This is a genomic window from Streptomyces sp. NPDC059679, assembly GCF_042734105.1.
Taxonomy (GTDB): Bacteria; Actinomycetota; Actinomycetes; order Streptomycetales; family Streptomycetaceae; genus Streptomyces.
Window position 1 is genome coordinate 54,670 of sequence record NZ_JBHWES010000038.1, and the last position, 12,117, is coordinate 66,786.

The 12,117-nt window shown below is 71.4% G+C and carries 12 protein-coding genes; 6 read left to right on the forward strand and 6 right to left on the reverse strand.

Annotated elements, in window-relative coordinates; translation table 11 throughout:
- Positions 1 to 28: 28 nt before the first annotated feature.
- The 3 genes from ACFV2X_RS32790 to ACFV2X_RS32800 all read left to right on the forward strand — a co-directional run bounded on the left by ACFV2X_RS32790 (position 29) and on the right by ACFV2X_RS32800 (position 2,220).
- Positions 29 to 1,153, forward strand: coding sequence for an acyltransferase family protein (locus tag ACFV2X_RS32790; protein ID WP_385623640.1), 1,125 nt, complete (start codon positions 29 to 31; stop codon positions 1,151 to 1,153).
- A gap of 84 nt (positions 1,154 to 1,237) precedes the next feature.
- Complete coding sequence (locus tag ACFV2X_RS32795) at positions 1,238 to 1,654, forward strand: peptidase inhibitor family I36 protein (RefSeq protein WP_385623521.1); 417 nt, start codon at positions 1,238 to 1,240, stop codon at positions 1,652 to 1,654.
- 200 nt (positions 1,655 to 1,854) lie between these two features.
- A complete protein-coding gene (locus tag ACFV2X_RS32800) occupies positions 1,855 to 2,220 on the forward strand; it encodes a hypothetical protein (protein ID WP_385623524.1) in 366 nt (121 codons plus the stop codon).
- 684 nt (positions 2,221 to 2,904) lie between these two features.
- On the opposite strand, the gene ACFV2X_RS32805 is transcribed toward ACFV2X_RS32800, so the two are convergent.
- Complete coding sequence (locus tag ACFV2X_RS32805; protein ID WP_385623642.1) at positions 2,905 to 3,507, reverse strand: XRE family transcriptional regulator; 603 nt, start codon at positions 3,505 to 3,507, stop codon at positions 2,905 to 2,907.
- Between the two features lie 432 nt (positions 3,508 to 3,939).
- On the opposite strand from ACFV2X_RS32805, the gene ACFV2X_RS32810 reads away from it, so the two are divergent.
- Together ACFV2X_RS32810 and ACFV2X_RS32815 are read left to right on the forward strand one after the other, a co-directional pair.
- The gene (locus tag ACFV2X_RS32810; protein ID WP_385623526.1) at positions 3,940 to 4,305 is read left to right on the forward strand and encodes a hypothetical protein; all 366 of its coding nucleotides are present in this window, start codon (positions 3,940 to 3,942) and stop codon (positions 4,303 to 4,305) included.
- The gene (locus ACFV2X_RS32815; protein ID WP_385623529.1) at positions 4,302 to 4,553 is read left to right on the forward strand and encodes a hypothetical protein; all 252 of its coding nucleotides are present in this window, start codon (positions 4,302 to 4,304) and stop codon (positions 4,551 to 4,553) included. Before ACFV2X_RS32810 ends, ACFV2X_RS32815 begins: the two co-directional genes overlap by 4 nt.
- A gap of 349 nt (positions 4,554 to 4,902) precedes the next feature.
- Here the strand turns inward: ACFV2X_RS32815 and ACFV2X_RS32820 are convergent, their stop codons facing one another.
- From ACFV2X_RS32820 to ACFV2X_RS32830, 3 genes are all read right to left on the reverse strand, one after another.
- The gene (locus ACFV2X_RS32820) at positions 4,903 to 5,943 is read right to left on the reverse strand and encodes an aldo/keto reductase (RefSeq protein ID WP_385623531.1); all 1,041 of its coding nucleotides are present in this window, start codon (positions 5,941 to 5,943) and stop codon (positions 4,903 to 4,905) included.
- Between the two features lie 56 nt (positions 5,944 to 5,999).
- The gene (locus ACFV2X_RS32825; RefSeq protein WP_385623532.1) at positions 6,000 to 7,493 is read right to left on the reverse strand and encodes a CoA transferase; all 1,494 of its coding nucleotides are present in this window, start codon (positions 7,491 to 7,493) and stop codon (positions 6,000 to 6,002) included.
- Between the two features lie 72 nt (positions 7,494 to 7,565).
- A complete protein-coding gene (locus tag ACFV2X_RS32830; protein WP_385623534.1) occupies positions 7,566 to 8,216 on the reverse strand; it encodes a TetR/AcrR family transcriptional regulator C-terminal domain-containing protein in 651 nt (216 codons plus the stop codon).
- Positions 8,217 to 8,290: 74 nt separating this feature from the next.
- Here ACFV2X_RS32830 and ACFV2X_RS32835 point away from each other — a divergent pair, with 74 nt between their 5' ends.
- The gene (locus tag ACFV2X_RS32835) at positions 8,291 to 9,835 is read left to right on the forward strand and encodes an FAD-dependent monooxygenase (protein ID WP_385623536.1); all 1,545 of its coding nucleotides are present in this window, start codon (positions 8,291 to 8,293) and stop codon (positions 9,833 to 9,835) included.
- Here the strand turns inward: ACFV2X_RS32835 and ACFV2X_RS32840 are convergent.
- Together ACFV2X_RS32840 and ACFV2X_RS32845 are read right to left on the reverse strand one after the other, a co-directional pair.
- Positions 9,832 to 10,851, reverse strand: coding sequence for a trypsin-like serine peptidase (locus ACFV2X_RS32840; protein ID WP_385623539.1), 1,020 nt, complete (start codon positions 10,849 to 10,851; stop codon positions 9,832 to 9,834). The two genes, ACFV2X_RS32835 and ACFV2X_RS32840, sit on opposite strands and share 4 nt — an antisense overlap.
- A gap of 211 nt (positions 10,852 to 11,062) precedes the next feature.
- Positions 11,063 to 12,100 (reverse strand): L-idonate 5-dehydrogenase, encoded by a 1,038-nt coding sequence (locus ACFV2X_RS32845; protein WP_385623644.1) that lies wholly within the window; start codon positions 12,098 to 12,100, stop codon positions 11,063 to 11,065.
- Positions 12,101 to 12,117: the final 17 nt, after the last annotated feature.

The following is a 12,117-nucleotide window of genomic DNA, read 5'->3' on the forward strand; positions in this document are numbered from 1 at the left end:
CCCCGCGTCCGCGACCGCCGCGCGCCCCCTGCCTCCCGCGCTCCCGCAGACCCCCGCGCCCTCCCCTGAAGGCTCGCGCCCGTCGCGCGGCGCGCCCGTACGGCTGCGCGCGCTGGACGGGCTGCGGCTGCTCGCCGCGCTGATGGTCGCCGCGTACCACTACGGTGGCCGGGGCGGGGAGATCAGCCAGGCGTGGGGCACCTCCCCCCGCGAGCAGTTCCCCACCGCCTCCACCTACTTCGCGTACGGCTGTCTCGGCGTCCAGATCTTCTTCGTCATCAGCGGCTTCGTGATCTGCATGAGCGGCTGGGGCCGCCCCCTGCGCTCCTTCTTCGCCTCCCGCGTCTCCCGGCTGTACCCCGCCTACTGGGCCGCGATCCTCATCGTCACCGCCGTCTTCGCGCTGCCCTGGGTCGCGTTCAAGTCGGTCTCGCCCAGCGACACGCTCGTCAACCTCACGATGCTCCAGCAGCCCATCGGCGTGGACCGAGTGTTGGGCGTGTGCTGGACGCTCTGGGCGGAGCTGCGCTTCTATGCCCTCTTCGCGCTCTTCGTCGTCCTCCCCGGCGCGAACCGCCGGCGCGTCATCCTCTTCTGCGCCGTATGGACCCTGGGCGCCGCCCTCGCGGACGCCGCGAACCAGCCCTTCCTCGAGCTGGTCCTGATGCCGGAGTACGCCCCGTACTTCATCGGCGGCATGGGCATCTACCTGATCCACCGCTACGGCCATGACGCCCTGGCCTGGGGCATCGTCGGCCTCAGCTTCCTCATCGGCCAGCACTACGCGGTGGCCGAGCTGTGGCACGCGCCGAATCCTTCCTTCTTCTCCTACCGCTCCACGTTCGGCATCGTCGCGATCGTGGCCTTCGGCTATCTGGCGGTTGCCCTGATCGCCCTGGGCAAGTTCCACTGGGCCAACTGGCGCTGGCTCACCCTCGCGGGGGCGCTCACCTACCCCTTCTACCTGGTCCATGAACACCTGGGCTGGGTGGTGGTCGAAGTGCTCCACCAGAAGCTGAACATCCCCTCGTACGGCACCTTCGCCCTGACGATCCTGCTGATGCTGTTCCTCGCCTGGCTGCTCTACCGCTTCGTGGAGCAACGCCTCACTCCTGTCATCAAGCGGTCGCTGACGGCCGTTCGGGTGCGCTGACGGCCCGGCCCGCCCTAGGGTCTTGTCCCGTTCGTTCGGCGCATCACCCGATGGGGGCCCAACCGGGCCAAGGAGGCAAAATAGATGAGGAACACGTTCCGTGCCCTGCTCGTGCCGGCAGCCCTCGCCGCCGCCACCGCGCTGCCGGCCGCCACGGCCCATGCGGCCACCGCGGCCGACGGGTACGACCGGTGTCCTGACGGCTACTACTGCATGTTCTCGGGCCTCGACGGCACCGGTGACATGATCCAGCTGAAGGGCAGCACGCCGGACCTGGCGGCGCTCGGCATGAACGACCGTGCCAAGTCGGACTGGAACCGGACCTCTTCCACCATCTACCTGTGGTCCGACGCGAACTACACGGGCTGCACGGTCGTCACCTCCACCGGCCCCACCGGCAAGGGCAACCTCTTCCCCGACTACCGGGACTTCCTCAGCTCGGTCCAGTTCGACGGCCCAGGCGGCCCGAGCTGCGGCACCCCACCCGGCGAAGACGGCTGACCGTCGCCCTGACCGCGGGCCGGCGGCCTGGGCGCATGGCCCAGGCCGCCGGTTCGGAGACGCGGGACCGGTCCCAGTAGCGGTGAACTACGGTCGCACGCAATCGAGTCCGAGCCGAACCTGTGGTCAAACCGGGCGTCGCTGACCGGAGATAACGCTCCGATTCGGGATGTCGCCAGCCCGGAGAGGAGACGATTCCCGTGCGTGGGTCGGACATGCTTGAGGCCGAGGGCGTGGCGCTGGTCAACCGCGGCCTGGCGCTGTGGCGGCGGGGCTCGCGCGAGGAGGCCGTGACCACCATGCGGCAGGGGATTGCCGTCTGCCGCCAGCTGGCCGTGGCGGAACCCGCCAAGATCAACCATCTGGCGCTCGCCCTGAGCAACCTGGGAAACGCCCGCGGCCTGGTCGCGGCGGCGATGGATGACTTCGACGCGGGCATCGCTCTCCTGCGCCATGAGGACTTCGAGGACTCCGACGAGGCGGCCATGCTGCTCGCCTCGACGCTGGCCAGCCAGTGCGGCGTGCTGATGCACCTGACCGACTACGAGCGGGCCCTGGTCAACTGAGGAGGCGGTGGCGACGCGCAGCGCATCCGGCCACGACGGGGTCGGCCCGCCTCGCCGTTGGACGACATGGTCCGGTTGCCGAAGGCGGCTATCGTCTCGCGCCTTCGGCGCACAGCGGCCAGCAGCGGGAAGAGGAGGGGCACCGAAGGCATCGTCGGGCCGCCCGGTTGGGGCCTCCCCCCACCTGCTTTCAAAAAAACACTTGATCTGCATCAAGTACTGCATCAAACGCTTTTCTGAGAGCAGGTGGGGGGAGAGGCGATCCTGTCCCCGGTGCCCGCCCATCCGTCGCGCTCCCACGCCTCCGATCCAGCGCACCGCTGGCCCCCTCGCCCGGCCACCGCGCGGCAGCAGCTGCGGCGGAGCGCAGCGGAGCCTCTTTGAGCTCAACCACCCACCAGGCCAAGGAACCGGGACAACGGACCAACCGCCCCCTTCCCCCTTCTCGCCAGCGCTTTGGACCCGGAGGGTCCGAGACGAAACCCGCACCCGCCCGAGCCGAATGCCGCGAGACGGCGCACAGGCACAGGCGAAGCGAAGCGCAGCCAACGCGCAGCGCAGCGGAGCGGAGCGCTCAAGCCGCGCTGTGGAACGCGTCGCGGGGTGGGCGAGCGCCCCACTGGCCCGCGAGCCAGGGCCACCAAGTCGGCCACAGCCGCGCACCCACCGCAGGGCTGCTTGCCGCTATCGCGGCGCGGACGAAGCGATCCTTCGAATGGGGACGCCACCGGACCACAACTCCTCCGCATGTTCCGCGAAGCGGGAGAACATCCCCACGTCACCATGGCGCCGCAGATGCATCAGTGGCGAATCATGGCCGACGAGCCGGGCCAAGTGCGGCGTAACGAGAGCATCGTCGTCGAAGCGAAAGACCGAGAGGGACACGTGGTTGACAGCATCGGCCGGAGCGGAAAACCGCGCTTCCAGGCCCTGCACTTCACCTATCTTGGCAAGTTGCTCCAGGGTCATGTTGATGCGCGTGGAGACCTTCAGGGCAACGTCCTCGATCTCTTCACGCTGCCGGGCCACCGGTCCATCCGGGTCGCCGAGCAGAAAGCGGACCCGGCAACCGCTCTCCGCCTTCCGCCGCAGCGTCTCGGGAAGAGCGGACACCTGTGTCCAGAGGAAGTAGGACGTGAAGCCGGCGAAGAACAGGTCTTCGGTCGCCCCGGCGATCAGATCGGCCCAGACCGTCGAGGGACACGCAGACCGGTAGGGATAGCTTTGGACAAGCTCCCGGTCGCCGCCGGTCTTCACCCGGTCCCGAACAGCTTTCGGCCACAGCATCTCTACGTCAACTCCCAACACCTCAGAGGTGTCTCCCCGATTCCTGGCGTGCGGGATGAGCTCTTTGTCCGCGATCCATCGTTCAACAGTCTTGCCGGAGACGCCCACCCGGATAGCGAGCTGCCTCGGTGACAGCCCAGCGGACTCGATAGCTGATCGTAGGGCCGTGTTCAAGGCTCCCCCTGGGGACGTTTGGGCGTTTTCAACGGTAGCGCCGAAACGCCCCAACCGTCCTTGCTTTGGCAGGCGATACGTCCGCCATGGGGGGTCAGGATTCGGTCGGAAAGACCCCCGCGACGGGCGAACGTCCGGGGGCATGGCCACCAGCTGCGAAGGAGCTGATCGCATGCGTGACCTTAACCGGTGTGCGCTCGAATGGGTGAGTGCAGTTTGCGCCTTACGACCTCGCGGCCGTCTGGTGGACGCGGCGCGATGACCACGATGAATGGCTTGCGCTTGCTGCCGTGGTCCGACCCGGACGGCAAGCCCTGCTACTTGGCGACGGACGGCGGCAACAGCCCTCTGAGCCGCAGAGCGGACGAGATCGAGGCACTGCAGGTGTCGATGGGGAAGGAACTCCTCAACCACGCCCGCGCACTGCTCGAGGACCGCAAGGCGGACGCACGGGAACTCCGGTTCCTGGCGGAACGGCTGTGTGAGGCACTACGCGACGTGCTGCGGGTGGCCGAGAGCAGAGGCGGGCGCCTGCCCGCACCCGACGACGGATGCGCCGCCGATCCGGACAGCCCGAGCCAGGGCAAGGGGCCCGCCCCTATGAACGCAGAGGGGTCATCATGACCGGCTGGCAGGTCGGCCGCGTCCCGGGGCGGGGCCTGCACCGTACATGCGATGGAGAGCTCGCACTGCCGCTCCAGATCAGCAGCGACGGACACCACCACGCCATCACCGAACTGGAACTGACCCCCGCCGAAGCGGAACAACTGCACGCAGCCCTCTGCTACGCACTGGGCGACCAGCCCCCACCCGGAGACGCACCCGAATGCCGCCAGCCGGTCCACTACCCAGGAGGCCGACACCGGTACTGAGAACGACCGCCCGTCCCCGTGTCGCCATCCCCCGCCTGATGGGGGCGGGCGGTTCTGATGCGGCCCTGGAACGGATGCGCACCCGTTCCGGGGCCGTTCCGCATGCTGTGCAGAAGGCGACCGACCGATCAGTGCGTGCGGCGCGAGGACGGCTGAGGCCAGGCCGTGCTGGGCGCCGCGTCACGGTGAAGACGACAATCGGTGTCTTGGACGCGGCGTTCGCCTCCGTGTCACCGAGCAGCCCAAGCGTCTCCGACAGTGCAGAGCGGCGGCGATCATCTGGCAGCGAGCCACCAGCTCCTTCACGGCGTGGGCACACTCGGAGTAGGCCGTCAAACGGTGCAGAGCGCTAGCCCTCTCGGGCCGCTGAGGTGAGCGACATGTCCGCTTCGCGGTCGCCCGCCACCCGGCCGGCGATCGGCTCAAGCAGCGCCAGTTCTTCGGGGGTCAGCGTGATCCGGGTGGCCGCGGCGTTCTCAAGAAGGCGGCTGCGCTTACGGGTCCCGGGGATCGGGACGACGGTCAGGCCGTGGGTCCGGGCCCGCTGCTGGACCCAGGCCAGGGCGATCTGGGCGGTGGTGGCGCCGTGGTCGGCTGCGATCCGGTGGAGGGGGGCCAGGAGGGCGGCGTTCGTCTTGGCGTTGTCGCCGGTGAGGCGGGGTTGGGACTGCCGGAAGTCGTCGCTGGAGAGGTCTTTGCCCGCGTCGGCGAAGGCGCCGGCCAGAAAGCCCCTGCCGAGCGGCGAGTACGGCACGAAGGCGACGCCGAGCTCGGCGGCCGCGCCCACCGCGCTGCGCTCGGCGTCCCGGCTGAAGAGCGACCACTCGGACTGCAGGGCGGTGATCGGGTGCACCGCGTGCGCCTCGCGCAGTTCGGCGCCGGTGACCTCGCTCAGGCCGAGGTGCTTGACCTTGCCTGCCCGGATCAGGTCGGCCATGGCGCCGACGGACTCGGTGAACGGGACGGCGGGGTCGCGGCGGTGCATGTAGTAGAGGTCGATGACCTCGACGTTCAGGCGGCGCAGGCTCGCCTCGACGGCCTTTTTGACGTAAGCGGGATCGTTGCGGATGGCCCGGTAGCCCGGGTCGTCGGCGCGGCGCTCGACGCCGAACTTGGTGGCCAGGGTGATCACGTCGCGGTGCGCGGCGACGAACGGCGCGAGGAATTCCTCGTTGGCACCGATGCCGTACAGATCGGCGGTGTCGATGAGGGTGACGCCCGCCTCGACGGTGGCCTCCAGGGTGTCGCGGGCGGCCGCGTCGTCCGTCTGTCCGTAGGCGTGGCTGATGCCCATGGCGCCGAAGCCCTGGACACCGACGAGGGGACCGCCGGTGCCCAGTTCGACCTTGCTGATCGGTTCGATGGCGCTGCTTTCGATGACGTTGCTCATGCCGGTCACGCTAGGAGCTTCAAGTGCGCTTCAAGCAATCAAACGCGCGTGAAGTGTCAGAGCCAGACCGGGGCGTCGGTGCCCCAGAGGGTCGGCGGATGGGCCCAGTCGCGGGGGGCGTCGGCGTGGCCGAGGGGTGGGCGTGCGTAGCGCAGCCGGCCGTACGGGGCGGGGCGTTCGGTCAGCCAGGGCGCGGGGTCGTACGGGGCGGCGGTGGTGGCAAGCGTGTCGCGGGTGATGCCGTGCATCAGCCAGGAGGCCATGGCGGCCAGGGAGAAGCGCAGATGGTGTCCGCCGCCGCTCTCCTGGCGTTCGGCCAGGGACCGCAGGACCCCGGCGGCGAGCAGATAGCCCGTGCCGTGGTCCAGGGCCTGCGCGGGCAGTACGCCGGGGTGGCCGTCGGGGGCGGCTTCGAGGGCGGCGATACCGCATGCGGCCTGGACCAGGCTGTCGAAACCGCGCCGTCCGGCCCACGGGCCGGACCAGCCCCATGCGGACACCTGGGCGACGACGAGTCCGGGGCGGCGTTCCAGCAGGGCGTCGGGGGCGAGGCCGAAGCGGTCGAGGGCGCCCGGGCGGTAGCCGGTGACCACGACATCGGCGCGGTCGAGCAGTTCCTCGAAGGTCTGCCGGTCCCGGGGGTCGGCGAGGTCCAGCCGGGTGGAGCGCTTGCCGAAGCCGGTGTCGGCGTGGGCGTCCGGGTCCTCCGGAAGGTGCGGGGAGTCGATACGCAGTACGTCCGCGCCGAGCAGCGCCAGGGTGCGGGTGGCCACGGGGCCGGCGATGACCCGGGTCAGGTCCAGGACCCGTACGCCGCTCGCGGGCAGGGGCGCGGGCGGCAGGGGACGGGCAGCGGCTTCTCCGATGTGGCGGGCCTCGATCAACGCGGGACCGGGCAGCGGGATGGCGGTCTCTGCGGCGGCCCCGGTGCCAGGCTCTCCCGCGGCCCCGGTGGTGGTCGCTGCGGCGGCCCCGGTGGTGAGCCGCGGCGGCGGCGCTACCGCTACGGCCAGGCCGCCCGCTTGGTACACCGTCTCCTGGATCCACTGCGCCGGGCGGGCCGCCAGCTCCTCCGCGAGGCGCTTGACCAGCACGTCCTCATCGCCGTCGTCGGCTATCCCGAGGGCGGGTAGCAGGCGGGCGCGGTGGTGTGGATAGTTGGCGTGGGTGCGCACCCAGCCGTCGGCCGCGCGCCAGAAGCCGGACAGCGGCGCGAAGTTCGTCGGCTTCCGGCCGTCGATCCGCAGATGCCGCTCGCTGATGAACGCGGTGGCCACCGCGGCCTCCGCCACCCGTACGGCCGGGATCGCTCCCCCGGACCGCCGCGCCGCGAGTTCGGCGGCGGCGAGGGAGCACGCTCCGACGGTGGCCCGGGCCAGCTCGCGTACGGGCAGGCGGGCGGGCAGAACACCGCCGGCGGGGACGTACGACACCTTCTCCAGCAGGTCCGGGGCGCCGCCGAGGGCGGCCCACGCGTGCGCGGTCGCGGCATCCGTGTCGGCGTCGACCTCGGCGTCGGCCTCGCTGTCGGCCTCGATTCGGTGTGTCATGCAGTCATTGTGCAGGGCACCGGGCCGGGCGCCTCAAGGCCGTGCCTCAAGACCGCGCCTCAAGACCGCGCCTCAAGACCGCGCGTCAGGGCCCATGGTCGCCTCGATGCCCGCGACGATGGCGCGCAGCCCCTCCTCGAAGCGCGCCTCGTAATCCGTGAACAGATCCGCGCCCGCCTCCGCCGCCAGCGCGTACTCCTCGCCGATGAGCTTCGCGCGCTCCTGGACGTCGTAGCCCTCCGCCCGCTCGCCGGGCATCGGCTGCACCGCCTGTTCCTCGATCACGAACCCGAGGGTGAACGCGTACGCGACGAAGGAGGCGCGGGCGGCGGTGCCGGGGGTGAAGCCCGCCGCGACGAGTGCGCGCAGGTGCTCGTTCTGGCCGGGGGCGTGTGAGGTGTCCGTGAAATGGCTGCCGCTGAAGACCTTGGCGCCGTCGCGGTAGCGCAGGAGCGCGCGGCGCAGCGCCCGCTGGGCGTCCGCGACGCGCTCCTGCCAGGTGGCGGCGGGGGCCGCCGCCGCACCGGCCGCCATCTCGCGGTACATGGCGGTGGCCATCTCGTCGAGGAGGGCCTGCTTGTTCTTGAAGTGCCAGTAGAGGGCGGGCGCCTGGACGTTCAGCTCCTTGGCGATCCGGCGCAGCGTGAGCCCTTCGAGACCCACCTCGTTCAGCAGCCGCAGCGCGGTGTCCACCACCTGCGTGCGGTCCAGTCGCGTCGCCATGCGCCGATTCTCCCAGGCCGTCCCCCGGCCGATGACGCTTGACAATTTAACGCCGTTAAGGGCACTCTCGGGACATGGAACTTAACAACGTTAAGGAAGCGGTGCTGATCGTCGGGGCCGGGCCCTCCGGTCTGACCCTCGCCATCGACCTGGCCCGGCGCGGCGTGCGCGCCCGCGTGGTCGAGCGGGGGGCCGACCTGTTCCCCGGGTCGCGTGGCAAGGGGCTGAACCCGCGGACGCAGGAGGTCTTCGACGACCTGGGAGTGATCGACGCGGTGCGGCGGGCGGGCGGGCCGTATCCCTTGGTGCTGGGCTGGGAGGACGGCACGCGGCTCGGCACGCACGACATGCTCGAACGGGACCGGCCGACGCCGGGCGCGCCGTACGCGGACATGTGGATGGTCCCGCAGTGGCGCACCGCGCGGCTGCTGTACGCGCGGCTCCAAGAGCTGGGCGGATCGGTCGAGTTCGGCACCGAGCTCACCGGCCTGACGCAGAACGCCGACGGCGTCGAGGCGCGGCTGTCCCGCGCCGACGGCTCGGCCGCCACCGTACGGGCCGCCTATCTGGTGGCCGCCGACGGTGGCCGCAGTACCGTACGCAGGGCACTCGGCATCCCCATGACCGGCGAGACCGTGGATCCCAGCCCGATGCTGGTCGCCGACGTCCGACTGGACGATGACCGGCTCGACCGCGGCCACTGGCACGCATGGCCGAAGGCGAAGGGCGGCACGGTCGCGCTGTGCCCGCTCGCCGGGACCGACCACTTCCAGCTATTCGCCCGATACGAGGACGCCGACGCCGACGCCGCGCCGGACACCTCGGCCGAGGCGGTGCGGCAGCTGATCGCCGAGCGCACCCACCTCGCGGCGTCCGATGTGCGCGAGGTGTCGTGGGCCTCGGACTTCCGGGCGCGGGCGGCGATGGCGGAGCGATTCGCCGAGGGCCGGGTCTTCCTGGTGGGGGACGCGGCGCACATCCACTCCCCCGCGGGCGGCCAGGGCCTCAACACCAGCGTGCAGGACGCGTACAACCTCGGCTGGAAGCTCGGCCAAGTGCTGCGACACGGGGCGGACCCGGCTCTGCTGGACACCTACGAGGAGGAGCGGCTGCCGGTCGCCGCCAGGGTGCTCGGCATCAGCACCCGTATCCACCGCGCCCATCGGGCGGGTGACGAGGAGGGGGAGCGCCGCGGGCCCGAAGTGCGACAGCTCGGGCTGAACTACCGCGGCGGCCGACTGGCGGTGGACCGACGGCCCGCGCCGGAAGGCGCTGCGGACGGGTACGGGAGTCCGCGCGCGGGCGACCGGGCCCCGGACGCGCCGTGCGCCCGGCCCGACGGCGAGCCGTTCCGCCTGTTCGACGCCTTCCGTGGCCCGCATTTCACGCTGCTGGCCCTCGGCGACACCGAACTCCCGCCCGTCCGCGCGGACTTCGTCCGTACGTACCGGATCGGCGGCCCGGCGGGGCGCCCAGGTCATCTTCTCGACCCCGACGGGCATATCCGCGCCGGTTACGGGGAGCGCGGGCTCTTCCTCGTCCGCCCCGACGGCTACGTCGGTTTCGCGGCGGACGAGGAAGCCGGGCTAGGTGACTATCTGGCCGGGCTCGGCGGCTAGGCCGCGCCCGCCTGGCGGTACAGATCCAGCGCCTCGTTCCCGAGGGTCGGGTGGTACTCGTTGTTGCCCGCGCTCACGCTGATGTTGCCGACGAGGTAGCCGCCGCCGTTCGAGGTGTCGAAGTCGGCCAGGAAGCCGCCGCCGCTCGAACCCCCGGTCTGTACGCAGTCGATGCCCCACATCGTGGAGCCGGGCCGCCCCGCGTCGGGGTACTCGTCGCCCTCGCAGTGGTTCAGGCGCTCGCCGTTGCCCTCCGCGGCCGAGCCTCCGTAGCCGAAGGAGTGGACGTGGCGGCCGGTGGGCGAGTTGAAGGCGATGCCCTGGGCGCCGACGGTGTCGACCAGTGACCGTCCGTTCACCTGGCCCATGACGGCGAAGGCGAGGTCCCAGTTGGCGTCGCCGCGCGTGGAGACGTACTGCCCGAGGTGGAACAGCGACCTGGCGGTGAAGGTGCCGAAGGGGCGGTTGCCGTTGGCGTAGCCCGGGATGAAGACCCAGTTGCGGTAGACCTCTCCGCTGCCCGCGTCCACGACGCAGTGCCCGGCGGTGAGGACGACGGACTTGTTGTCGGCGTTGGCGACGGTGGCCGAGCAGGCGAACGTGCCTCCGGAGGCGTTCTGGAAGAACACCTTGCCGGCCGTGGTGCCGATCAGGCCGCCCCCGGTCCAGGGGGTGGGCGAGGAGGCGGCCACCGAGGGGGCGGTGCCCGAGGGGGCGGTGCCCGAGGGCGACACGGATTTGGGCGCGGACACCGGGGGGACCGTCACCCGCGGTCCGGCGGCCGACGGTCCGGCGGCCGACGCGCCGGTCTGGCGCGGTGTGGTGACGTCCCGTGCGGTGCGCAGGCGTTCGGCGGTCCAGAAGCGCAGCGCGGACCGCTGCTGCTCGGCGGAGAAGGAGGTCTCCTGCGCGGACCGGGGCGGCGGGGGCGGCGAGGGCACGGCCTGGGCGGTACCGAGGGTCCAGCCCATGGCGGCGACGGTTATCGCGCTTAAGAAGGTGATGGCACGTCTCATGGAAGGGGCTCCACGTCCGTTGAGGGGGGTGCGTGGTGCGTTCGGATTGCCGCGCGAGCCGGCCCGACAACGTTGTCCAACCCGCGCCGCGGAAAGCCTGCCACGATTGGCCTAGACATGTCCATGGCATGTGGCGGATCCGCATCCACATCCACACACGACGGACGGCGTGGCGGATCCCTCTCCGCCACGCCGTCCACCCCGTACCGCTCTACTCCTCGCCGAACTCCAGCAGCACCTTGCAGGAGCGGCTGCGGTCGGCGGCCAGCGCGAAGGCGTCGACCGACTCCCGTACCGGCCGGACCGCGCTGATCAGCGACTCCAGGGACGGCTCGGCCGCCAGCAGCCGCAGCGCGTCATCGAACTCCGCGTGGAAGCGGAACGCCCCGCGCACCTCGATCTCCCGGCTGACCAGCAGGTTCCCCGCGATCGGGCTCTGCCCGGGCGGCAGCATGCCCAGCTGTACGACGACACCGCCGCGCCGGATCAGGCGCACACAGGTGTCGAGGCCGGCCGCCACGCCGGACGCCTCGATCGCGACGTCCACCTCGCCGTCGTCCGGCCAGTTCGGGTCGGCCGGGTCGTCGGCCCGTACGCATGCGGTGGCCCCGGCCGAGGCCGCGAACTCCAGAGCCCGCGGCAGCAGATCGGTCACCGTGATCCGCGCGGCGCCCGCCGCGCGCGCCGCGGCCACGACCAGACAGCCGATCGGCCCGGCGCCCGTGACCAGCACATGACGGCCCTTGAGATCACCCGCGCGCCGTACCGCGTGCAGGCCGACCGCGAGCGGCTCAGCGAGCGCGGCGCGGCGCAGCTCAAGACCCTCGGGCAGGGCCCGCAACTGCTCCGCCGGGACGGCTATACGGCCCGCGAAGCCGCCCTGGACGTGCGGGGTCCGCGCGGCGCTGCCCAGGTAGCGGGTGTCGCGGCAGACGTTGGCCCGGCCGTCCGCGCACTCGGGGCACACCCCGCAGGGCGTGGCCGGGTGGACGGCGACGGGCGTACCGGGCGCGGGTCCGCTCGCGCCCTCGCCGTATCCGACGACCGTGCCGACGATTTCGTGGCCCAGCACCATCGGCTCGCTCAGCCGGAAGTCGCCGACCCCGCCGTGGCGGTGGTAGTGCAGATCGGATCCGCAGATCCCGCCGTAGCGGATCGCGACGACGGCCTGTCCGGGAGCCGGGGTCGGCTCGGGGAGTTCGTCGACGCGCAGATCGCCCTGCCCATGGATCACACAGCCAAGCACCATGTCCTCCACCCACACCT

What these genes read in the sequence shown, in the direction of transcription:
- ACFV2X_RS32835 (WP_385623536.1), top strand. Translation starts at nt 8,291, where the DNA reads ATGGAACTTAACAACGTTAAGGAAGCGGTGCTGATCGTCGGGGCCGGG.
- ACFV2X_RS32825 (WP_385623532.1), bottom strand. Translation starts at nt 7,493, where the DNA reads ATGACACACCGAATCGAGGCCGACAGCGAGGCCGACGCCGAGGTCGAC.
- ACFV2X_RS32805 (WP_385623642.1), bottom strand. Translation starts at nt 3,507, where the DNA reads ATGCTGTGGCCGAAAGCTGTTCGGGACCGGGTGAAGACCGGCGGCGAC.
- ACFV2X_RS32820 (WP_385623531.1), bottom strand. Translation starts at nt 5,943, where the DNA reads ATGAGCAACGTCATCGAAAGCAGCGCCATCGAACCGATCAGCAAGGTC.
- ACFV2X_RS32810 (WP_385623526.1), top strand. Translation starts at nt 3,940, where the DNA reads ATGACCACGATGAATGGCTTGCGCTTGCTGCCGTGGTCCGACCCGGAC.
- ACFV2X_RS32830 (WP_385623534.1), bottom strand. Translation starts at nt 8,216, where the DNA reads ATGGCGACGCGACTGGACCGCACGCAGGTGGTGGACACCGCGCTGCGG.
- ACFV2X_RS32815 (WP_385623529.1), top strand. Translation starts at nt 4,302, where the DNA reads ATGACCGGCTGGCAGGTCGGCCGCGTCCCGGGGCGGGGCCTGCACCGT.
- ACFV2X_RS32795 (WP_385623521.1), top strand. Translation starts at nt 1,238, where the DNA reads ATGAGGAACACGTTCCGTGCCCTGCTCGTGCCGGCAGCCCTCGCCGCC.
- ACFV2X_RS32840 (WP_385623539.1), bottom strand. Translation starts at nt 10,851, where the DNA reads ATGAGACGTGCCATCACCTTCTTAAGCGCGATAACCGTCGCCGCCATG.
- ACFV2X_RS32845 (WP_385623644.1), bottom strand. Translation starts at nt 12,100, where the DNA reads ATGGTGCTTGGCTGTGTGATCCATGGGCAGGGCGATCTGCGCGTCGAC.